Origin of the sequence: Dyadobacter sp. CY356 (assembly GCF_021440195.1) — a bacterium.
Lineage (GTDB): Bacteria > Bacteroidota > Bacteroidia > Cytophagales > Spirosomataceae > Dyadobacter.
In genome coordinates, this window is the sequence record NZ_JAJTSZ010000007.1 from 84,289 (window position 1) to 107,267 (window position 22,979).

The 22,979-nt window shown below is 40.8% G+C and carries 19 protein-coding genes and 1 tRNA gene; 12 read left to right on the top strand and 8 right to left on the bottom strand.

What is annotated here, in order from left to right:
* Nucleotides 1-55 precede the first annotated feature (55 nt).
* From LXL81_RS21325 to LXL81_RS21335, 3 genes are all read right to left on the bottom strand, one after another.
* On the bottom strand, nt 56-1,351 hold the full coding sequence (locus LXL81_RS21325) for an adenylosuccinate synthase (RefSeq protein WP_234648790.1): 1,296 nt from the start codon (nt 1,349-1,351) through the stop codon (nt 56-58).
* Nucleotides 1,352-1,435: 84 nt separating this feature from the next.
* On the bottom strand, nt 1,436-1,942 hold the full coding sequence (locus LXL81_RS21330) for a Fur family transcriptional regulator (RefSeq protein WP_234648791.1): 507 nt from the start codon (nt 1,940-1,942) through the stop codon (nt 1,436-1,438).
* A gap of 162 nt (nt 1,943-2,104) precedes the next feature.
* Nucleotides 2,105-4,390, bottom strand: a complete 2,286-nt coding sequence (locus LXL81_RS21335) for a bifunctional (p)ppGpp synthetase/guanosine-3',5'-bis(diphosphate) 3'-pyrophosphohydrolase (RefSeq protein ID WP_234648792.1) — start codon at nt 4,388-4,390, stop codon at nt 2,105-2,107.
* Between the two features lie 172 nt (nt 4,391-4,562).
* Here LXL81_RS21335 and LXL81_RS21340 point away from each other — a divergent pair.
* Nucleotides 4,563-4,644, top strand: a tRNA-Leu gene (locus tag LXL81_RS21340).
* 157 nt (nt 4,645-4,801) lie between these two features.
* The gene (gene tig / locus LXL81_RS21345; protein WP_234648793.1) at nt 4,802-6,145 is read left to right on the top strand and encodes a trigger factor; all 1,344 of its coding nucleotides are present in this window, start codon (nt 4,802-4,804) and stop codon (nt 6,143-6,145) included.
* Nucleotides 6,146-6,355: 210 nt separating this feature from the next.
* Here tig and LXL81_RS21350 read toward each other — a convergent pair whose 3' ends face one another.
* Together LXL81_RS21350 and LXL81_RS21355 are read right to left on the bottom strand one after the other, a co-directional pair.
* Nucleotides 6,356-7,048: a DUF4272 domain-containing protein gene (locus tag LXL81_RS21350; RefSeq protein ID WP_234648794.1), complete on the bottom strand. Its 693-nt coding sequence runs from the start codon at nt 7,046-7,048 to the stop codon at nt 6,356-6,358.
* A 70-nt stretch (nt 7,049-7,118) separates the two neighbouring features.
* Nucleotides 7,119-7,496, bottom strand: coding sequence for a helix-turn-helix domain-containing protein (locus tag LXL81_RS21355; RefSeq protein WP_234648795.1), 378 nt, complete (start codon nt 7,494-7,496; stop codon nt 7,119-7,121).
* 297 nt (nt 7,497-7,793) lie between these two features.
* Here LXL81_RS21355 and LXL81_RS21360 point away from each other — a divergent pair, with 297 nt between their 5' ends.
* The 5 genes from LXL81_RS21360 to LXL81_RS21380 all read left to right on the top strand — a co-directional run bounded on the left by LXL81_RS21360 (nt 7,794) and on the right by LXL81_RS21380 (nt 13,364).
* Nucleotides 7,794-8,468, top strand: coding sequence for a ClpP family protease (locus tag LXL81_RS21360; RefSeq protein ID WP_234648796.1), 675 nt, complete (start codon nt 7,794-7,796; stop codon nt 8,466-8,468).
* 362 nt (nt 8,469-8,830) lie between these two features.
* The gene (gene clpX, locus LXL81_RS21365) at nt 8,831-10,075 is read left to right on the top strand and encodes an ATP-dependent Clp protease ATP-binding subunit ClpX (protein WP_234648797.1); all 1,245 of its coding nucleotides are present in this window, start codon (nt 8,831-8,833) and stop codon (nt 10,073-10,075) included.
* Nucleotides 10,076-10,191: 116 nt separating this feature from the next.
* Nucleotides 10,192-10,962: an SDR family NAD(P)-dependent oxidoreductase gene (locus LXL81_RS21370; protein WP_409013945.1), complete on the top strand. Its 771-nt coding sequence runs from the start codon at nt 10,192-10,194 to the stop codon at nt 10,960-10,962.
* A gap of 144 nt (nt 10,963-11,106) precedes the next feature.
* Nucleotides 11,107-12,069 carry a 1-phosphofructokinase family hexose kinase gene (locus tag LXL81_RS21375; protein ID WP_234648799.1) on the top strand — a complete coding sequence of 321 codons (963 nt, stop codon included), beginning with the start codon at nt 11,107-11,109 and terminating at the stop codon, nt 12,067-12,069.
* Between the two features lie 233 nt (nt 12,070-12,302).
* Nucleotides 12,303-13,364, top strand: a complete 1,062-nt coding sequence (locus LXL81_RS21380; protein WP_234648800.1) for a 6-bladed beta-propeller — start codon at nt 12,303-12,305, stop codon at nt 13,362-13,364.
* Here the strand turns inward: LXL81_RS21380 and LXL81_RS21385 are convergent.
* Complete coding sequence (locus LXL81_RS21385; protein ID WP_234648801.1) at nt 13,361-14,107, bottom strand: hypothetical protein; 747 nt, start codon at nt 14,105-14,107, stop codon at nt 13,361-13,363. The two genes, LXL81_RS21380 and LXL81_RS21385, sit on opposite strands and share 4 nt — an antisense overlap.
* 299 nt (nt 14,108-14,406) lie before the next feature.
* Between LXL81_RS21385 and LXL81_RS21390 the strand changes: the two genes are divergently transcribed.
* Both LXL81_RS21390 and LXL81_RS21395 read left to right on the top strand, forming a co-directional pair.
* Nucleotides 14,407-16,728 carry a TonB-dependent receptor gene (locus LXL81_RS21390; RefSeq protein ID WP_234648802.1) on the top strand — a complete coding sequence of 774 codons (2,322 nt, stop codon included), beginning with the start codon at nt 14,407-14,409 and terminating at the stop codon, nt 16,726-16,728.
* Nucleotides 16,729-16,771: 43 nt separating this feature from the next.
* Entirely contained in the window at nt 16,772-17,320 is a 549-nt protein-coding gene (locus tag LXL81_RS21395) for a hypothetical protein (RefSeq protein ID WP_310589605.1), read from the top strand.
* A 54-nt stretch (nt 17,321-17,374) separates the two neighbouring features.
* Here the strand turns inward: LXL81_RS21395 and LXL81_RS21400 are convergent, their stop codons facing one another.
* Complete coding sequence (locus LXL81_RS21400; protein WP_234648804.1) at nt 17,375-17,791, bottom strand: Fur family transcriptional regulator; 417 nt, start codon at nt 17,789-17,791, stop codon at nt 17,375-17,377.
* Nucleotides 17,792-17,994: 203 nt separating this feature from the next.
* On the opposite strand from LXL81_RS21400, the gene LXL81_RS21405 reads away from it, so the two are divergent.
* Nucleotides 17,995-18,384, top strand: coding sequence for a MerC domain-containing protein (locus LXL81_RS21405; RefSeq protein WP_234648805.1), 390 nt, complete (start codon nt 17,995-17,997; stop codon nt 18,382-18,384).
* A gap of 1 nt (nt 18,385) precedes the next feature.
* Here the strand turns inward: LXL81_RS21405 and LXL81_RS21410 are convergent, their stop codons facing one another.
* The gene (locus LXL81_RS21410; RefSeq protein WP_234648806.1) at nt 18,386-19,570 is read right to left on the bottom strand and encodes a serine hydrolase; all 1,185 of its coding nucleotides are present in this window, start codon (nt 19,568-19,570) and stop codon (nt 18,386-18,388) included.
* A gap of 198 nt (nt 19,571-19,768) precedes the next feature.
* Here LXL81_RS21410 and LXL81_RS21415 point away from each other — a divergent pair, with 198 nt between their 5' ends.
* Together LXL81_RS21415 and LXL81_RS21420 are read left to right on the top strand one after the other, a co-directional pair.
* Nucleotides 19,769-21,487, top strand: coding sequence for an IlvD/Edd family dehydratase (locus tag LXL81_RS21415; protein WP_234648807.1), 1,719 nt, complete (start codon nt 19,769-19,771; stop codon nt 21,485-21,487).
* 569 nt (nt 21,488-22,056) lie between these two features.
* Nucleotides 22,057-22,623 carry a transposase gene (locus LXL81_RS21420; protein WP_234648808.1) on the top strand — a complete coding sequence of 189 codons (567 nt, stop codon included), beginning with the start codon at nt 22,057-22,059 and terminating at the stop codon, nt 22,621-22,623.
* Nucleotides 22,624-22,979: the final 356 nt, after the last annotated feature.

The following is a 22,979-nucleotide window of genomic DNA, read 5'->3' on the forward strand; positions in this document are numbered from 1 at the left end:
AAACCGCTTGAAACTTCATGTTCCAGGCGGATTTTATTTTTCCTGTATTTTTATCTTAATTCAGAAGAGCCGTCGTTTCGCGCGTAATTAATGCTTCACGGTCAGGACCTGTTGAAATGAAGGTAATTGGCAATCCAAGTTCAGCTTCAAGGAATTTCACATAAGCCATCAATTGCTCAGGAATTGCATCAAAATCGCGTATTCCGTCGAGTGATTGCTGCCATCCTGCAAAATCTTTGTAAACTGGTTCAACCGTATCATCACACAAATCATATGGAAGCTGATCTGTTAACGTTCCGTCTGGCAAACGATATTGTGTGCAAATACGGATTGTGTCAAAAATAGTAAGTACGTCAACTTTCATCATGATCAGCTGCGTAACGCCATTGATCATAATTGCATATTTCAAAGCTGGCAAATCTAACCATCCACAACGACGCGGACGACCGGTAGTAGCGCCAAATTCACGACCTTCCTGTCTCATTTTCTCACCCGTTTCTTCAAGCAATTCTGTTGGGAAAGGGCCGCTTCCTACACGTGTGCAATATGCTTTGAAAATACCAAAAACCTCTCCAACCGCACTTGGCGCAATACCTAGACCAGTACAAGCACCGGCTGCCATGGTTGTCGAGCTCGTAACAAAAGGGTATGAACCAAAGTCGATATCAAGCAAAGAACCTTGTGCTCCTTCTGCCAAAACCGTTTTTCCTTCAGCAATTGCTTCGTTGATAACATACTCGCTGTCAACCATTGTGAATTGCTTCATAAATTCAATCGCAGCAAAGAAATTTTCTTCAGCCTGAGGAAGAACAGATGCGTAATCGAAAGAATAAAAGTCAAGGATAACTTTATGGGCATCAACAAGTTTTTTATACTTATCAGCAAAATTAGGAGACAAAACGTCACCAACACGAAGTCCCAAACGAGCAATTTTATCCTGATAAGTTGGTCCGATTCCACGAAGTGTTGAACCGATTTTCGAATCACCTTTTGAGCGTTCGTAAGCTGCATCAAGCAACGCATGCGTTGGTAAAATCAACGATGCTTTTTTCGAAACGAATAAATTTCCGGCTAAATCAAGATTATATTTAGCTAAATTTTCAACCTCTCTTTTGAAAACAATAGCATCCAAAACAACACCGTTTCCGATAATATTCTGAATATCACTACGAAAAATACCGGATGGGATCTGGTGCAAAACATGCTTAATACCATCAAATTCCAAAGTGTGCCCTGCATTAGGACCGCCCTGGAATCTTGCTACTACCTGATAACGTGGTGCAAGTACATCCACGATTTTACCTTTACCCTCATCTCCCCACTGGAGACCAAGCAATACGTCAACTTTCATCCAATAAATGGTTATTAAAAACTATTATTTGCTAAAATGACAAGGCGTAACAAACCATAAAATGTCTGTTACGCCTCATCGATACTATTCTCTTATTTCGTGACCAACGGCTACTTCTTCTGCATGCTCCTTTCTGTTCTGGCAATTTTCTTTGGTACAGTTGCCATAAAATATAAGGGAATGATGAAGTACGCTAAAATTCAGCATTTCACCCACCATATTCTGGATGGACTGAATTCTTGGATCACAAAACTCCATTACTTTGTGACAGTCCGTACAAATCAAATGATCATGCTGTTTGTTTCCGTACGATTTTTCAAATTGTGCCAGGTTCTTTCCAAACTGATGTTTGGTTACCAGATCACAATCTACAAGTACGTCTAAGGTATTATACACCGTTGCCCTACTCACACGATAACGTTTGTTTTTCATGCTGATGTAAAGCTCATCCACATCAAAGTGATCTTCACGGGTATAGATTTCTTCCAATATCGCAAACCTTTCAGGGGTCTTGCGAAGTCCTTTATTTTCAAGGTAAGCCGTAAGAATTTTCTTGGCGGCTTCAAAATTTGGTTTGCTGGCTTGTGGCATATCTTTTGAAAATCTTGCGCAAATTACGTGCTTTTTTTCTTAAATCACAGTAGTAATTATGCTGCGGTTGTCATTTGAAGCTTTCAGGTATTGCCCATTATCAGGACAATCATATTATATGAACCAATTGATTAACAAGTCATACGAATATTGGTTCAATATTTAAACGCTTCCTGTCAGGTTCGTGTCAAACCTTTGTACATTATAAACTCCCTCGACCTGCTCCAATTTACTGATCAGAATGTCCAAATGGCGCGTATCCTGAACGTAAAGCCTGATATCGCCATTGAAAACTCCGTCTTTGGTATCAATCGTAAGCCCGCGCATATTGATGTGCAGCTCATTGGAAATGATCCTGGTCACGTCATTAATCAATCCGACGCGATCCGTTCCGGAAATGTATAAACCTGCCAAAAATGCTTCGTCCTTGTTTGATTCCCATTTCGCTTTGATGATGCGGTTACCGTGTTTGGACATCAATTCAGCAGCATTAGGACAGGTCGTTCTGTGGATTTTGATCCCTTCATTGATTGTCACAAATCCAAAAACATCATCTCCTGCAATCGGATTACAGCAGGGAGCCAGTTTGTAGTCAATTTTATCCATGTCATCCCCGATCAGCAGCGTATCGCTATCGGCGCGGTCGCCATGGATATTTTTAAGAAGCTTGGTATAAGTTTTACCATCAGCACCTTCAATCGGCGGAATGACAGCAGCCGTTACAGCTTTTCTTTCCTTCGCCTCTTTGTCCCGTTTGAATCTTTTTAATTCATCAAACTGTACATATCCTTTCCCGATTTTGTAAAAGAAATCGGCGGCTGTTTTACTTTCAAAAAATGCTCTAAGCTGGTTCACAACTTCCGCTGTCAGCTCAATACCAAGCACTTTTAGTTTTTTCTCAACCAGCTGACGACCATCCGTTTCGTAACGTTTGTTATCTTCTTTTAAGAAATCTTTTATTCTTGCCCGCGCTTTTGAAGTACGTACAATACGAAGCCAGTCCTCGGTTGGTTTTTGTTTATTTGAAGTTATAATTTCAATCTGATCACCATTGCTAAGCACATAACTGATCGGAACAAGAATCCCTCCTACTTTGGCTGCCATGCAATGCACGCCCACTTCCGAGTGAATATCAAAAGCAAAATCCAGTGCCGTTGCACCACTCTGCAATACTTTCAGTTCTCCTTTTGGTGTAAAAACAAAAACTTCCTCATTGAAAAGATTGGTGCGGAATTCATCCAGAAACTCGATCGCAGCCGTTTTATCGCCAGAACCTGTCTCCAAAGTTTCCCTTACCTGACTGATCCACTGTTCAATATTTCCACGAACTTTGGTATCATTTCCTTTATATTTCCAATGTGCCGCATATCCCTTTTCAGCAATTTCATCCATGCGTGACGTGCGGATCTGCACCTCTACCCATTGTCCGCTTTTACTCATAACCGTCGAGTGCAGGGATTGATATCCGTTCGCACGTGGTGTACTTAAAAAGTCTTTCAGACGATCAGGGTTGGGTTTGTAGTGATCCGTTACGATGGAATATGCCTGCCAGCAAAGTGCTTTTTCGCGGTCGCCTTCCTGCGGGGATTCCAAAACGATACGGATCGCGAACAAATCATAAATCTCTTCAAAAGGCTTATTCTGCTTGCGCATTTTATTCCAGATCGAATAAATCGATTTTGGACGTCCTTTGATGATATAATTTAAACCCGCTTTTTCCAGATCTTCTGCAATTGGTTCTGTGAATTTGGAAATAAAACGATCCCTAGAGCTTTTGGTTTCTCTTAGTTTTCTTGAAATCGCACGGTATTCCTGCGGCTCGGTATATTTCAGATATAATTCTTCCAGCTCTGACTTGATACTGTAAAGGCCAAGTCTGTGTGCCAGCGGCGCGTAAATAAAAATAGTTTCCGAAGCGATTTTCAGCTGCTTGTCACGCGGCATACTGTCAAGTGTCCGCATATTATGCAGACGATCGGCCAGCTTTACCAGAATTACACGAACATCATCTGAAAGTGTAAGCAGCATTTTCCGGAAATTCTCGGCTTGCTGCGAAGTTCCGTATTCAAATCTTCCGGAGATTTTGGTAAGTCCGTCGATGATCTTTGCGACTTTCTTCCCAAATAACCGGTCAATATCTTCAATACGCATATCTGTATCTTCCACCACATCATGTAATAATGCGGAAACGATGCCGGTCGTACCCAATCCAATCTCCTCAACTACAATTTGTGCTACTGCAAGCGGATGATAAATGTACGGCTCCCCAGACCGGCGACGCATATCTTTATGCGCCTCGACAGATGTATAAAAGGCTTTTTTGATTAATTTCGCATCATTATCCTTCAAAAAAGGCTTGGCTGTTCGTAACAACCTGCGATATTTTTTGAGGATATCCTTACGCTCCTGCTCCAGATCTATGTTCAGGGTTTCAACGAGTTGCTCCAATGCTTAATAGTAATTAGTACGCTTCACCAAAATAACAAATTTTAGCGAGATTATTCAACAAAATAATTTTTTCAAAAATATTTTTCTAAAAGTTTGCACATCTAAAACAAACTTTGCTACCTTTGCACTCCCAACCAACGACAAGGGTTGAAGGATGGGACGAAAAATAAGAGCGGGCGTGGCGGAACTGGTAGACGTGCTAGACTTAGGATCTAGTGCCGCAAGGCGTGGGGGTTCGATTCCCTCCGCCCGTACAACTAACAAGGGATTGACGGGGCGTCATGTTTCCTATCTGAAATAAGAAGATGAACTGCTCCGAATTAACCCGTCAAATGCCCTCAGGACACTGTTTTGAGGGCATTTTTGTTTTGCGTTTTACCTAAAAAAGCACATTTACTAATAGCAATAAGCATGGAAGTTTTATTAGAGAAGAATTCGCCAACATTGGCCTCTCTTAAAGTTACGCTAACCAAAGATGATTATCAGCCAAAAGTTGATAAGTCTATCAAGGATTATTCGAAACGTGTGAATTTAAAAGGCTTTCGTCCTGGCAAAGTACCATCCCATGTAATCCAGCGCATGTATGGAAAAAGCATATTGGTTGACGAAGTGAACAGTCTTTTGAGCAATGCAGTAAGCACTTATATCCGCGAAAATAAATTACAGGTTGTTGGGGATCCAATTCCTAACCGTGAAAAAGCAGAAGAAGCAAACTGGGACAAACCAGGTGATTTTGAATTTAGCTACGACCTTGGTGTTGCTACTGATTTCGAAGTTAATCTTTCTGAGATTCCGGCTGTAAAACGTTACACGATTGAAACTGACGAAAAAGAGTTGACCAAAACGGTTGACAGTCTTCGTGAGAGATTCTCTGACAGCACTCATCCGGAAGTAAGCGAACTGGGTGATATGATCTTCGGAGAATTGAAACAGGAATCAACTGAATTTACAACCCGGACTGCCATCCCTACAAAACAGGTTGCAGAAGAAAATCAGGCTAAATTTATCGGCTTGAAAAAAGATGACGTTGTAACTTTTGATATTCAAAACACTTTTGCTGACCAGGCTGCTATTGCGCACGTTACTGGAAAGAAAAAAGAAGATATTGGCGAGCTTTCAGGTGACTACACTTTGATCGTTGAAGATATCACGCGTTCTGCACCGGCAGAGGTTAACCAGGAATTTTTTGATAAAGTACTTGGACCAGGCGTTGCGGACAGCGAGGAAGTTTTCAATGAAAAAGTAACTGAAGTAATTAAAGGAAACTACGAGCGCGAAACAGAAGCATTGCTTCGTCGTGATCTTGAAACTGCTTTAATTAATTCAATCCAGATTGATCTTCCGGGAGATTTCCTTAAAGACTGGTTGGAACGTACCAACGAAGGCAAATTTACGCGTGAGCAGATCGAAGAACAATTTGAAGATTTCCAGAAATCATTGAAATTGAGTTTGATCAAAAACAAAATTGCTGATGCACAAGGTGTGAAGGTTGAATATCCTGAAATCCTTGAATTCACAAAACAAATGGTTCGCGGACAATTTGGAATGTACGGTGACGACGACAGCATGGGCGATACAATCGACCGCGTTGCACAAGGTTACCTTGCAGACAAAGAACGTGACAACTATTCTCAGATTTTCAATCAGGTTTTTGATAACAAAATCATCGATATCGTTCGCAGCCAGGTTGCTACGGATGAGCAGACCATTGATGTTGCTGAATTTGAAAAACTTGCAAAAGGTGAAGTTGCTTAAATTTTAAGTATTTCATTTTTGATATAATAAACGAGGTCAACTTTTTCGGAAGTTGACCTCGTTTGGTTTTTCTACGTTTTGTGGCTTTGCGTTCGGGCGGGAAATCGAAGCACAAATGCTGGTTTTATTACTAATGTTCAATAGAAAAACTGCTGTTGACTTTTGCACTTCAGCTCGCCTGACGCAAAACCCTTGTTGCACCAGTTTTTATTATGTATCCGTTGATATTTCGTCCCATTCGTCTGCGTAAAATGTTACCCAATTTATTGCATAGTGTCTTTCCATTATTATGCTGAAATCCAAATTTGCAGGCATTGGTTGATTATTTAAGTCAGCATTTCTTGTTGCCCAATGTAGTCTATAAATTAAGTCTGATTGGTCAAGTATTTCTGTTGTTGGTCTAACAATTGCATTTTCAATAAATTCACTTGGGGCAGTTAGAAATTCAGGAAGCCTTAATACAATTTCTGGTATTTCAACTTGTTCCGTCGGTAATTCTAATTTGTCTACCTTGTTGATTGTCCAAAGTAATAACCATACTCCTTCTGAACGCCAAGAAATATTTGCGGTCTCTTGGTCTGTCAGTTCTTCTTTTTGAAAGAGTTCTTTCTCGTCTGGCGAAACTTTGTCCCAAAGCAAATTTGTTTTTAAAAATTCAATTACATTTTCTCTTTCGTCAGGAACTTCGGAAACGTAAGCTAAATAAACTAAAATTAAAATTCTTTCAGCAATTTGTTGTGCTGTTCTAATTATTACTTCACTTTCTTCTTCAATTAAAGGCAAGTGGTCAATGAACGTAATATTCAAAGATTTTAAAAGTATTTCAGTTTGCTTTTTCCTTTGTTCAGCCGTTTTGGGATTACTTCCGTTGTTTGGCTTTTTAATAATGTCAAATATTCCCATTGTCTTTTTGGTGTCGTAAAATTGGGGCTAACGGTTTGATTGCCGAAAGCTGATAGCCGAAAGCATAACATCAAAACCCAATCGGCTCCCGATGCTGCTGTACTTGTCTTCCAATTTCCAAAGTTACCAACGAACCAAACCGTTGCTTCCACAGATCCAGTTCATTTTGCAGTTTGGCGTTGGTCGATAATAATCTTTCATTTTCCTGACGGAGCCATTCTGTTTCTGAAAGTGTTTTTGATTCGAAACCTAGTAGTTCCGGTAAGGAAACATCTAATAATTTGGCAATATTTTCAAGGCGTGAAAAGGAAAGTTCTGTCCTTCCTCTCTCCATATCACCATAGGCCGTTGTGGAAAGCCCGAGCATATCGGCCATATTTTCCTGCGACAAATCCTTTTGCAGGCGCAGCTGCCGTATTTTTTCTGATGGGTTGTTCGTATTGTTCATAGTCTGATTGACAGAATAAATTTTAATACTGATTTTCTGAAAGACTAAATTTTACTCGTATTATTGGCTTTTGACTGATAACAAATGCAAGTTAAAAAGCATTCATTGAATCGCTTCTCGCAATTTTCGATAAATTATAACCGAAACAGACAAGGATTATTGATGGAAATAATCAATTTTGTGAAGGACAAAGAAAGAAATCAGCTTTTTCATATTCGAAACTAAGCAGTGCGGCTTTTTGTTCTTTAAAAGATGTACTCTATCCATTACATATTATTTTTAAATTAAAGTTTATTCATGAATCACGGAAATGAATTTAGAAAATATGCCGTTCACCATCTTGGAATGAGTGGCCTTACAGTTGACGGTTATATGAACCACACTGTTGAAAACATGACCCGTTCGGTAATTGAAGAGCGTCCGATGAACTTTCGTGAAGTGGATGTATTTTCAAGATTAATGGCGGATCGTATCATCTTTATGGGAACAGGTGTTGATGATAATATAGCCAATATAATTGTTGCTCAATTGTTGTTTTTAGAGTCAGCTGATCCTAAAAAAGATATCCTGATGTATATCAACAGTCCTGGTGGATCTGTTTATGCTGGTTTGGGAATTTATGATACCATGCAGTATGTTCGTCCGGACGTAGCTACGGTTTGTACAAGTCTTGCTGCTTCTATGGGTGCTGTATTACTTGCAGGTGGAGCAGCCGGAAAACGTTCAGCACTTCCACATGCACGTGTGATGATTCACCAGCCATCCGGCGGAGCACAGGGAACTTCGGTTGATATTGAAATTACAACCCGTGAAATCGTAAAACTTCGTCATGAGCTTTACGAAATCCTTGCAAACCATACAGGACAAACTGCTGAGCAGATCAGTATTGATTCGGATCGCGACAAATGGTTACGTGCTTACGAAGCAAAAGAATATGGACTTATCGACGAAATTTTGACGCGCGATAAATAAGTTTTCAAAATATCTTCTTTACAAAAACCACCCGTTAAGTAACTTACGGGTGGTTTTTCTTTTATGGTATAAACTGAATTTTGTAACAAACTTAAAAAGCCCGAACTTTACGGAATCATTATATTTCAATGTGTTAAGGTTAAGTTATTCACTGCGAATTTTTCTGCTTATTCATTGTGGCACGATTTGTTTTAAATATGTTTAAACCGGTATTGTTAAAAGCATCAAACAGTAATTCAGTCTTTTGAAACAATGCGCCTGATCCTTTTGTTATAAACCCATATTCTATTATAGTGATTTTCACATAACCAAAACATGGGTATGTGCTTAAATAGTAATTCAATAACTGTATATATTCTCCGATGGCACAAGTAAGTTGTTCGTTTTGCGGACGCAAAAAAAATGAAGTAGAACTTTTACTCTCAGGTATTGATGCCCACATCTGCAATCATTGCATTGCTCAGGGATATCAGGTCATTACCGAAGAGCTAAACTCCAAAGACGATAAAAAAGATAAGAAAACGAAGTTGCCAAAACTCAAATCGATTCCTCCGACAGAGATCAAACGTTTTCTTGAACAATATGTGATAGGTCAGGATGATGCCAAGCGTTCGTTAGCTGTGGCAGTTTACAACCATTACAAACGTCTGAACCAGGCGGTCACTGACGATGACGTTGTGATTGAAAAATCGAATATCATCATGGTAGGTGAAACCGGAACTGGTAAAACATATCTTGCTAAATCAATCGCACGTATTCTTCAGGTACCTTTTTGCATTGCCGATGCAACCGTTGTAACGGAAGCAGGTTATGTTGGTGAGGATGTTGAAACGATTTTGACACGTCTTTTGCAGGCAGCTGATTATAATGTTGAAGCAGCAGAAAGAGGTATTGTATATATCGATGAAATGGATAAAATTGCCCGTAAATCGGATAATCCATCCATTACACGTGATGTAAGCGGCGAAGGTGTTCAGCAGGCGCTTTTGAAATTATTGGAAGGTTCGTCAGTTAATGTTCCACCGCAAGGAGGTCGTAAACATCCGGATCAGAAAATGATTACGATTAATACAGAAAATATTCTTTTCATTTGCGGAGGAGCATTCGATGGTATTGAACGCCATATCGCAAAACGTATCAATACGCGCCCGATCGGATTTTCAGGAGATAACCGGATCATCGAAATTTTTGACAAGGGCAATTTAATGCGTTACGTAACAGCTCAGGATTTGAAATCTTTCGGTTTGATTCCAGAATTGATCGGCCGCCTTCCGGTGCTTACGCATTTGGATCCGCTTGACCGTGAAACCTTACGTCGCATTCTGACAGAACCAAAAAATGCATTGGTAAAACAATACAGCAAGCTTTTTGCGATGGAAGGCATTACACTCCACTTTACTGAAGAAGTGCTTGATTTCATCGTAGACCAGGCTATGCTTTGCAAGTTAGGAGCCCGCGGACTTCGTGCCATTTGTGAATCAATCATGACAGACGCCATGTTTGATCTACCCTCACAAAAAGATGTGAAGGAATTTACGATGACGTTAGATTATGCTCAGGAAAAATTCAGCAAATCATCGATGTCTTTGCTCCGTTCGGTAGCTTAGGCTAAGGATTTATATTCAAAATAAAAGCACCTTGTTGTTTCTGTTTTCAGAGCGGCGAGGTGCTTTTATTTTACATTCTATGGTAATAGTTCTATTTTGCATAAAAAATGGAACGTATGGAAAACTGGCTGACAAATAAAGCGATCGTAATTATCGGAGGTACAACGGGTTTGGGATTTTCTGCTGCCAAGGCTTTTGTCAAGCATGGGGCGAATGTGGTGGTGGTTGGGAGAAATCCGGAAAATTGCCTCATCGCTGAATTACAACTAGGAAGCCAGGCCCGCGCCAAACAAGGAGATGCCACCCAGGCCAATACTTCTTTGGAAGCCATTCAATTGTGCATCAGGGAGTTTGGTAGTTTTGACGGGCTTTATCATGTTGCCGGTGGCAGCGGAAAAAAATTCGGTGACGGCCCCTTACATCAATTAACGTTAAGTGGCTGGAACAGTACGCTGGACTTAAATTTAACTTCTTTGATGTTATCAAATCAAGCTGCCGTTCAGGCATTTCTTGGTATGGGAAAAGGCGGTGCTATTTTAAATATGAGTTCTGCACTGGACTTCACTCCTTTTCCAGGACATTTTTCTGCGCATGCTTACGCCACTGCAAAATCTGCGGTGATTGGTTTTTCCCGGTCTATTGCTGCTACTTATGCACCAAATAACATACGGATCAACGTGATAGCTCCTTCTATTATTGAAAATCCGGAAAATAAAAACCAGCAGATCGAAGAATTTATCAGTGCTAAACAAACACTGAATGGCGGCCGGTTTGGATTGCCAGCTGATCTGGACGGATCGGCTGTGTATTTCATGTCGGACTATTCCAAATTTACAACCGGCCAAACACTTACCATTGATGGCGGCTGGAATCTGACAGAAGGCTGATGCTTAAAATTGTCTGTATGACAATTTGTAAAAGAAAATGAGAGAACTGACGGTTACTTTTCTGTTTATATTATCGTAATTTGGTTCATATAAATGCATTACTAACAACTGGTTTCTATTTAATATAAATTTACTACAAAAAATATGGCTACCGGACCTATTGTAACACTAACCATTAACCCGGCTCTGGATAAAAGTGCGAACGTAGATCGCATAGTCCCGGAAAATAAACTGCGTTGCGACACGCCTAATTTTGAAGCTGGCGGAGGTGGTATTAATGTAGCAAAAGCCATACACCGGCTGGGTGGAAATCCAACAGCGATTTTTACAATTGGTGGTCCAACCGGACAACGTTTGCACAAACTGGTAAAAAGCGAAGGCGTAGAAACTTTGGTCATTGAAACAAAACAATGGACACGTGAAAATTTCCATGTTTTAGAAACCAGTACTGGTTTTCAATATCGTTTTGGTGTTCCGGGGTCGGAATTGATGCCAACCGAAGTCCGCTCTATTCTGGAAACCATAGAAGAATTTGATCCCAAACCTTCTTATATCATAGCCAGCGGTAGTTTGCCGCCTGGTGCCCCTGATGATTTTTACGGACAAATTGCAAAGATTGCGCACAAACAAGGTGCCCGGTTTATTGCAGATGCCTCAGGTGACGCACTCAAATCCGCGACGGAAGCAGGTGTTTATTTGTTAAAACCAAATATTACAGAGTTAAGCCAGCTCGTTGGCGTTGACAAACTGGAAATGGATGATGTGGATGATGCGGCACGTGCGCTCATTATCCGTAATCAATGTGAAGTGGTTGTGGTTTCTATGGGTGCTATGGGGGCCATGCTTGTTACAGAAGATCAGGTTGAACATATTCCCGCACCACCCGTTAAGAAAAAAAGTGCTGTTGGTGCTGGGGATAGTATGGTAGCTGGCATTGTCTGGACACTTTCACAAGGAAAATCTCTGCGTGAAGCCGTAAGAATGGGCGTTGCCTGCGGATCAGCCGCTACAATGAATTCGGGTAGTGAATTATTTAAAATGCAGGACGTGAATAAATTGATGGATTGGCTAAACCGTTACGGAAAGCGTTATTCAGGAAATTCATAATCAAGTTTTTATAAAAGATCTCTAATTTCCACCAATCCTGAAAGGATGACATTTTTATAGAGGAGGCTGACTTAGCCATAAACCAACCCTGAAAGGGTGACATAATAATTTCTCCCAAATTCATTACATTTACCAAAGAATCCAGGACCTTGCAAACACAAATTGCAAGGTCTTTTTTATAGAAAATAGATAGAAAATCAGATTCTCCGTCTTTTCTTGAAAAACCTCTTTTCATGAACGATAATCAATCCCGCCGTCAATTCGCCAAAGTTGCAGCCGTAACCGCCGCCGCACTTACTTTCAAACCATTTTATATCCTTAACGCCAAACCAAAAGCAGACGGAGAAATAATCGGTCATGGAACACACCGCTACCGGGTACATCAGGGTTGGGGGAATCTGGATGCGTCCAAATTTCCGGTTAACAACTGCCATGAAATGGTTGAAGACAGCAAAGGGCGTTTGATTATGGTGGGCGACGAGGTGAAGAATAATATATTGATCTATGATCGTTCCGGTAAATTACTGGATAGCTGGGGCCACGATTTCCCTGGCGGACATGGGCTCACGCTTTGGAATGCCAATGGAGAGGAATTCCTTTTTATATGTGATCCTAATATAGGAAAAGTTTTTAAAACAGATCTGAAAGGGAAAATCCTGATGACTATTGAGCATCCTTCAAAAGTTGGAGCGTATAAAGAAGCAGATGCTTTTAAACCAACCGAAACGGCAATTGGCCCTGATGGGACAATCTATATTGCGGACGGATATGGTTCGCAATGGATTTTGAGATATACACCAAAAGGTGAATTCATAGATAAATTTGGCGGCCCGGGCGACGAAGACAGTCAGTTTTCTACGGCACACGGTATCGCGATTGACACGCGTGACAAAGCCAATCCTACTCTGTTGATCACTTCCCGCGCCCATAACGCATTCAAACGTTTCACATTAGACGGGAAATATTTATCGACGATCTTTTTGCCGGGTGCATATGTATGTCGTCCGGTATTCGATGGCGACACATTATATTCCGGTGTTTGCTGGTCTCGTCTGCGCTATTTAAACCAGACACCAGATTCGGGTTTTGTTACAATTCTTGACAAAAACAACAAAGTAATATCCAATCCCGGGGGTACTAAACCGGAGTATGTCAATGGAAAATTGCAGCTTATGGTTCAGGACAAACCAATATTTATGCACTGTCATGACGTTTGTATAGATCAGGACAAAAACATTTACGTTTGCCAGTGGAATGCGAAGAAAACATATCCGGTGAAACTGGAACGTGTTTAAGATGCCAACTGATCCTGTTTCTTTATCAATCTTATAGCCAACGCATTTACCGCCATTGTCAGTATAGCCAGGATACCGTATGCAATTGCAACCGGCATTACCGGTACGAGCCACCATACACCGATAAGGAAAAGTACAAAACCGTAACTTGCAGAGAGTAATCCAAAAAGAATTCTGGCTGTGGCTTGTGGACCTTGTTGTATATGCGTAAAAACGGCAAGTGTCGAGGTCATAATTGGAAATGGCGTCAGAATTCCGCTCCATGTAGGACCTAGCTTTTCTGCAAGCTGGGTTAATAAAACCACAAATAATGTTGCTACAAACATTCTCAACGGAATATCATAAAAAGGGTGTTTTTTATATTCTGGCTTGTCCTTTGGTTTTGGAAAAATATACAAGACGCCTGTCAGCACAATCAAATTTAAAACGGCTGCAAAAGGTAGCGAAGGTGTTCGTCCCAATGACGCCAGTGCAACAATAAAAAATGCCAGATAACTGAGTAACAATGCCGGAAGCCAATGCATTCTTGGTGCTGCAATAGAATAAATTAAAGCAAAAAAGGTAGTACCGATTGATCCCATCAAAGCGGATGGTACTGTGGAAGCCGCAAAATCTGCGCCGTTTTCAAGGGCTATAAAAATCGAAATCGGGCCTGCAATCCAGGGAAATCCTCCCACCCAGCCACCAAATCCCTCTCCCCATTTTCGCACGGAAAGTGTCACACCAGCGATTAGCGGTGGCATTAATAAAATTTTAATCAGTAGAAGATCCGGCACTTTATCTGGATTTACGGTTAGCTGAGGGCTTTTTGACAACATTCAGTTCCCAAATTTACAAGCTAAAAAATAAAAGCCGGGAAGAAAAATCAGAATTTATATTGCAACATAGTTGCATATATAATACTTTTGCAACGTTGTGGCAAAAACAAATTCCGTTTATTGACTCGTCACTCCTAATCTTGAACATAATCCGGTGAATGTTGGTGAAGAAATTTTTCATTCTGAAATCAGCTCTTCATGACATACTTCCTTTTTAATAACAGATGAAAAGTTATTTTTTCTTATTCCTGATCCTTATTAATTCATCTATTAGCCATGGACAAAACCCTTCTTGTACCTGTTTTATCAAAGGATTTGTTCGCGACCAGCATAGCGGCCAGCCCATTGCAGGAGCAACTGTTTTGTTGACAGGTACAACGAATGGTGTTTTTACGAACGATAAAGGACGATACGAAATCAAGGATTTATGCCCCGGAGCTTACACACTCGAAGCGCGGATTGTAGGATATAGTGTTTATAAACAATCCATCGATCTGAAAACCGGGCACGAAGAGAATTTCACACTTCTGGAACAGGAAGTTCATTTAAAAGATGTGGAGATCACAGCACAACGGACAGATGCACCATCATCGCAGCCGCTGACCATGATTTCTGGAAATGATCTTGAACAAACCAGAGGACAAACATTAGGTGAAAGTTTAAAAGGGATTTCCGGTGTGACTTCCATGCAAACCGGGTCATCGATTTCAAAACCGGTTATACATGGTTTGCATAGCAACCGGATTTTGATCCTGAACAATGGCGTCAGGCAGGAAGGTCAGCAATGGGGTTCTGAACATGCACCGGAAATCGATCCTTTTGTTGCAACACGCCTTTCTGTTATTAAAGGCGCAGCCGGAGTGCGGTATGGCTCGGATGCTATTGGTGGTGTGATTCTGGTTGAACCGGAGGAATTGCCTTTTAACAAACCGTTAAGCGGTGAAGTGAATCTCGTTGGTTTTACAAACGGTCGGCAAGGTGTTGTTTCTTCGACTATACAGGGAGGAATAAAAGGATTATCCGGTTTTGGATGGCGTGCACAGGGTACTATCAAACGCGGTGGAAATATTCGTACGCCGAATTATTTCCTTGATAACACCGGAATCAGTGAAAAGAATTTTTCTCTTGGTGCCGGCTACCGTCACAAAGGTTTTGGAATTGATCTTTTTTACAGCCGTTTTGATACAAAAATCGGCATCTTCTCAGGCTCACATATTGGCAGTGTGACCGATTTACTTAACGTGATAAAAAATGGCGAACCTTTCGTTAAATCAGGATTTAGCTACAAGATCGGAAGGCCCGATCAAAACGTAACGCATGATCTGCTCAAAGCAGAAGCGCATTATAATTTTCAGGATGGAAACCGTTTGCAATGGACCATTGCGCAACAGGTCAACAACCGGAATGAATATGATTTACACGTCCCGAGAAATGATTCGATAGCGGCATTGAATCATCCGGAATTAACTTTCAAACTTAATACACTGACGAATGATGTGATCTGGGATCATAAACCAATCGCCGGAAAAATCTCGGGACAAATTGGTTTGAGTACATTATACCAGTATAATCTGATGACGGGCCGGCCGCTGATCCCGAATTTCAACCAATTTAATATCGGCGTTTTCTGGATTGAAAGGTATATCAAAAATGACTGGGAATTTGAAGCCGGTGTTCGCTATGATTACCGCACCTTGAGTACGCACAGGATTGCGAGCCGCCAGAAAATTTCAAATTATTTTGATTTCCACAATGCCTCCGGGACTGTGGGAGCAACCAGGAATTTAACACAAAATTTATCGGCACGTCTCAACGCCGGCAGTACCTGGCGCGCACCAAACGTAAGTGAATTGTTCAGCGACGGTGTGCATCATGGAGCCGCGGCTTATGAAAAAGGAGATTCTACTTTACATCCTGAAAAAGCTTTCAACTCGATTGCCAGTATAAAATACGCAAGTGAAAAACTTACGATTGAAATCGGTGGTTATTTTAATTATATCAAGGATTTTATTTATCTGAAACCTCAGCCAGAACCGATTTTGACGGTGAGAGGTGCTTTCCCCTATTTCAAATACACACAAACAGATGCATCCTTTAAGGGGATTGATGTTTCTGCTGCCTGGCAGTTTGTCAAAAACATCACCGTAACCAGCAAGCTAAGTTACCTGAAAGCTTACGATACCCGCAATGATGATTATCTGGTGATGATTCCTGCAAACCGGTTGGATAATCAGTTAAAATATGAAATTCCTTTATTGGCAAACTTTCATAATGTCTTTTTTTCTGTTGGAAATCTGTGGGTAGCGCGCCAGAAACTTGTTCCACCGAACAGTGATTTTATGCCCCCGCCTGCGGCTTATTCACTTTGGAATATTCAGGCCGGCGGCACCATCCATTTGTCCAATAAACAACAACTGGAAATCGGACTTTCTGTTCAAAACTTATTCAACACCGTATACCGGGATTACATGAACCGCTTCCGCTATTATGCTGACGACATTGGCCGAAATGCTTCGCTACGCCTCAAATGGACATTCGGAGCCTGAAAAGATCTTATCCTTTTTTTATTTAACAAAACAATAAATGAACATGAATCGTAAATTAACCTGGATGTTACTTTTTGGCATTACCACATTATTCACGCAGTGTAAAGACTCAGGCGATGAGGTGAAAGCCGATGATGAAAATGAGCTGATCACATCCGTTACGCTCACATTTACCGAAGTTGGGACCGGAACGGTAACCACTTTTGCTTACAAAGATCCTGATGGAGATGGTGGAAATGCGCCAACCAAATTTGATACTATTTCATTGAAAGCAAATACAAGTTATACTTTGACACCCGCATTCCTGGATGAAAGTAAAACGCCGGTTGACGATATCACAGCAGAAATCAAGGAAAAAGCATTTGAGCATTTATTGGTTTATACGCCAAATCCTACAACACTTTTGACTTATACTTACGGAGATAAGGATACAAATGGCTATCCGATTGGATTAACTGGTACTGCCATAGCGGGAGCAGCCGGCACAGGTACACTAAAAGTGCAGCTTCGTCATCAGCCAAATGCTAAAAACGGAACCATCACACCTGGCAGCGATGATGTAAACCTTGATTTTAATCTGAAAGTGAAATAGGTGGAAGTAATGAGAAAGGGAGACTGGTTTTTTACCGGCCTCCCCTTTTTATATTTATTCAGCAACACATTCAGGACAGGTACCCTGAATAAGCAAGTTGAAACTTGCAGGCTGATATCCCTGTGGTAAAGTAACATTCGGGATGTGTAAATTTTCAAGACAATTTGTTTTACCACAAGCACTGCATTTAAAATGGATGTGGTCGTGCTGGTGTTTTTCTTCCGAACATTGCTGTGAACAAAGTGCATAACGCAAGCCTTCATCATCCAGCACTTTATGAATAATACCTTTTTCCAGAAAAGTTTTTAAAGTACGATAGATTGTTACACGGTCGTAGCTTTCTCCTAACGCTCCTTCCAGATCACCATGTGAAAGCGCATTTTTCTTATTTATAAAAGCAGAAAGTACATCCTCACGACACGTTGTTGTACGTAAATGATGACCTTTCAATGTTTCCCTCAATTGCTCCATTATGTACCAATTTAAATTCTATTCTGGTATTGGCTACCTTAAAAACCTTTCCTGCCAAAGTTAAGTTCGAAGTTCACGAAAATCGTCATAAAGACAAATTCTTTTCATTTATGCTTCAAAATAATCAACAAAATATTTTGCAACATTGTTGCATTTAAAAGTGCGAAGTTTTACTTTTGTACCCCTATCATTCAAAATCAGTAATGACACATTCACACAACAAAGCAGATTATATAGGAATACTCGGGTCCGTTTTGTGCATAATCCATTGCATCGCCGTACCTGCCCTTGCGATGGGAACAGCATTTACGGATAACCATCACACATACATCGGTTTTATTTCGCTTGATTATATTTTTATACTGATCAATGGGATTGCAGTATATTTTGCAACAAAAGATCACAAATCGATTCTATTGAAAATGCTGCTATGGGGAGCTTTATTGATCTTTGCAGTCTCACTTATTTTTGAAGGAAGGCATTATATATTTCATTGGCTGGGATATATTGGATCAATCTTATTGATTGCCGGCCATTTTATCAATCTCTACATCTGCCAGATTGCTCCAAGGATTAAGTTAAAAATCTCCTGATTTATTTGTCGTACCGAACCTCAAAACGGCCAAGATCAGGACGGTTTGTACGATGTCTTTCAAGTTCATAATCAAAAACTGCCTTTCCTAGATCACGCATAAAAGGTAACCCGATTTCATCATAATCGTATTTATTATCATTGAAAATCTGATCTTCATTACAATAAATAACGGCCGTCAACATGAATTCAATTCCTTTTTCAAAATCTGCGATGTAAGCGTTATCGAGCAAATATCCATAAGCATCACCGCATTTATTAAATAAGCGAATATGTCTGGGCAAACGTGTTTTTGTTCCTCCAAACAGTAAAAATTTGACGTAACCGTCGTAATAATCATCCGTATAATTTGCTGGAAATTCCGTTTCAACCGGAAATTGTGACATATATTGGTATACAAAACGATAATCTTCCTTCGTCAGATTAAAGCGTTCCTTTGCCGGAACACTTTCCGGGAAGAATAGTGCCTTTAAAAGTTTATGTTGATCTTCAAGCGCAAAAAAGTTCTTTTCTGTAAAGTCAAACGGTTCGTTAACAAGCGTTCCGTTTTTGATATACCCCTTTCCTCTTTTAATCGGATCAGGTGAAATAAATTTTTGATCTGAATATTTTCCTGGCTGTTCGTAAACCAGTTTTCCATCTTTTTCAAAACGGATTGGATTGGTATAACGATTATTTTCAGTACCAACCGGAGATTCGAGCCGGTGAGAAATTCTCACATCCTTATACCCTTTGGCATGCAGAGAATCATTAAAATCCTTTTGCCCGATAAATTCATACAATCTGTTAAAAGCATCATTGTCGCTCGCCAGCAATATTTTTTTTGCGTAATGTGCCACTGATGGTAATTTATCTTCGGCTGTTGTATCAGAACTTACAGCAGTCTGCTCCGGTCTGTCTGCGCCGGTAAACATCGGCGTATACTTGTCAATGCCAAGTTTGTTTAATTTCTCCAAAGCCAAAAGCACGGCCGGAAGTTTTACTGTACTGGCGGGATAGAAATATTTTGAGCTATTGACATGATATCCATATGTAGTAAAACGAGGCTCATTCTTATTGTTACGATCAATTTTGGTATATAAAATCTGAACCTCATATTTATCCGGATTATCCAGAACATTGGCTAAATGAGTCGAATGTTTTTTCAGCAATTTTTCAAGAAACTGCCCATTATGAATCTGAGCCATAGATGGCAGGGCTGTCGCGCTGATAAATAAGCAGGTTAATAGGATGGAAAAAGGCAACCGAAAAATATCTGGACAAATCATAGTATAATAGCAGCCACGTGGTAGACGAAGATACTATATTTTACTTTTTAAAGGGCGGATGGAATTATATTTAACAACTTACTGCCTTTACTAATCGAATATAAACAATGGCGACTAATGGAAGAAAATAAATTGCGCAGCCGAGGCTGGTTTGGAAAAGAAGGAAAAGACGGATTTATATACAGAGCATGGATGAAAAATCAGGGTTATCCGGCTGACGAATTTGAAGGACGCCCTGTAATTGGTATTTGTAATACGTTTTCGGAATTGACGCCATGCAACGGACATTTCCGTGAACTGGCCGAATCTGTGAAAAGGGGTGTCTGGGAAGCAGGCGGATTTCCACTGGAATTTCCGGTTATGTCGCTGGGTGAAACCTTGATAAAACCTACGGCCATGTTGTACAGAAATCTGGCCAGTATGGATGTTGAGGAATCGATCCGCGCCAATCCGATTGATGGAGTGGTATTGCTTTGTGGTTGTGATAAAACAACTCCTTCTTTGGTTATGGGCGCAGCAAGTGTGGATATTCCTACTATTGTGGTTTCAGGCGGACCTATGCTGACAGGCCGTTACCGCGGAAAAACGATTGGTACCAGTGATGTTTGGCGGTTCAGCGAAATGTATCGGAAAGGTGAAATCACTCAGGAAGAACTGACTACGGCGGAAGCTTGTATGTGCCGCAGCCAGGGACATTGTGCAGTAATGGGAACAGCTTCAACCATGGCTTGTATGGTTGAATCGCTTGGTTTGACTTTGCCTGAAAACGCTGCAATTCCGGCAGCCGATTCAAGAAGAAAAGTGATCGCGCATTTATCCGGTCGCCGGATTGTGCAGATGGTGAAAGATGATCTGCGTCTTTCACAAATATTAACCAGAGAAGCTTTTGAAAACGCAATTATGCTGAATGCAGCCATTGGCGGTTCTACAAATTTTGTGATCCATTTGCTGGCGATAGCCGGTCGTATTGGTGTCGATCTTTCTCTGGATGACTTTAACGCATTGTGCGAAAAAATACCGCTCCTGCTGAACCTCCAACCTTCTGGTGGTTATTTTATGGAAGATTTCTATTATGCTGGCGGTCTGCCGGTTGTGATCAAGGAAATGCTTTCCCTGTTACACCAAAACGCAATTACAGCCAATGGAAAAACAGTCGCAGAAAACTGTGCTTCCGCAGAATGTTTTGATAGTGAAGTAATTGCGACTCTGGAAGAACCCGTTAAGGATCTTACAGGTCTGGCTGTTGTTCGTGGAAATCTGAGTGTAAACGGAGCGGTAATAAAACCGTCGGCTTCCTTGAAACCGGAACTTATGCAACACCGTGGAAAAGCAGTTGTTTTTGAAGATATAGATGATTACAAAGCAAGATTGGATGACCCGAATCTGGACGTGGATGAAAACAGTATTCTGGTTTTGAAAAATGTAGGCCCAAAGGGATATCCAGGTATGCCTGAGGTTGGGAATATGTCTTTACCAAAAAAATTGCTGGCAAAAGGTGTCATTGATATGGTCCGTATTTCTGATGGCCGGATGAGCGGTACCGGTTTCGGAACTGTTGTTTTGCATATTTCTCCGGAAGCCGCTGTGGGTGGCGTATTGGCATTGGTGCAGGATGGCGATTATATTGAACTGGATGTCGAAAACAGAAAGTTAAATCTGGAAGTATCGGATGAAGAACTGGAAAGACGACGCGCTTTGTGGAAACCTCTGGAAATGGGTTATAACCGCGGTTACGTTAATCTTCATATCAATCACGTCATGCAAGCGCACGTTGGTGCTGATCTGGACTTTTTGAGAGGTGGTTCCGGGGATAAGGTGACGAGGGATTCGCATTGATATAATTTAATATTCTATGAATCTGAAATAGTTTTTAAACCGGTCCGACGGTAAAAAAACCATCGGACCGGTGGCACATAGCGATTTTGGAGCAAGCGACCCGTCGGACGGCTTTTTCGGCCGTCCGACGGGTTATAAAAAGTCGAAGTGATTAACTAATGAATCACTCTGTAATAGAGTACAATCACTATTCGAATCTAAAATAGTTTTTAAACCGGTCCGACGGTAAAAAAAACCGTCGGACCGGTGGCACATAGCGATTTTGGAGCAAACGACCCGTCGGACGGCTTTTTCGGCCGTCCGACGGGTTATAAAAAGTCGAAGTGATTAACTAATTGATCACTCTGTAATAGAGTACAATCACTATTCGAATCTGAAATAGTTTTTAAACCGGTCCGACGGTAGAAAAAACCGTCGGACCGGTGGCACATAGCGATTTTGGAGCAAACGACCCGTCGGTCGGCTTTTTTCGGCCGTCCGACGGGTTATAAAAGTGTCAACAATCAGAAAATATAGAATCAGGATACAAACTGCTAAATTTTCATTCACAACACACATTAACACACTTCATGGAATTTAAACCAAACACACTATACCATGTGTACAACAGAGGCAATAACAAGGAAAAGATATTTTTCAACTATGGTAATTATCTTTATTTCATTAAAAAAGTAGAAAAATATCTTTTGCCTCATTGCGACTTGCTAGCCTATTGTCTCATGCCAAATCATTTTCATTTTTTAATTGAATCAAAAGATAAATCGGAGGAAAAGGAGATAAACAGAGCATTTCAAATCATATTAAGTTCATATTCCCAGGCTGTTAATAAACAACAAAACAGAACTGGTTCGTTATTTCAACAGCACACAAAAGCGAAGGTATTGGAAACAAAAAATCCACTATACGCTGAAACATGCTTTCATTATATTCATCAAAATCCTTTGAAGGCAGGTCTGGTAAAGAAAATTGAAAGGTGGGAATTTAGTTCTGCAAAGGAATATGCTTTGCTGAGAAATGAAAAGTTATGTAACCAAGAAAAGGCCTGGTTGCTGTTCAATATTTCAGAGGATGGGAATGAGTTTTTGGAACTATCGAGACAGGTACTTTCTGAGGAAATGATTGAGAGGATATTTTAGTGATACTGTATTTTTCGCTGTTAAATAGTTTTTAAACCGGTCCAACGGTAGAAAAAACCGTCGGACCGGTGGCACATAGCGATTTTGTAGCGAGCGACCCGTCGCACGGCTTTTTTCGGCCGTCCGACGGGTTATAAAAAGTCGAAGTGATTAACTAATTGATAACTCTGTGATAGAGTACAATCACTATTTGAATCTGAAATAGTTTATAACCCGGTTGGACGGTAGAAAAAACAGTCGTACCGGTGGCACATAGCCTGATTTTGGAGCGAGCGACCCGTCGGACGGCTTTTTCGGCCGTCCGACGGGTTATAAAAGTCGGAATGGTTAATAAAATCAATTTTCCAGACCGGCAA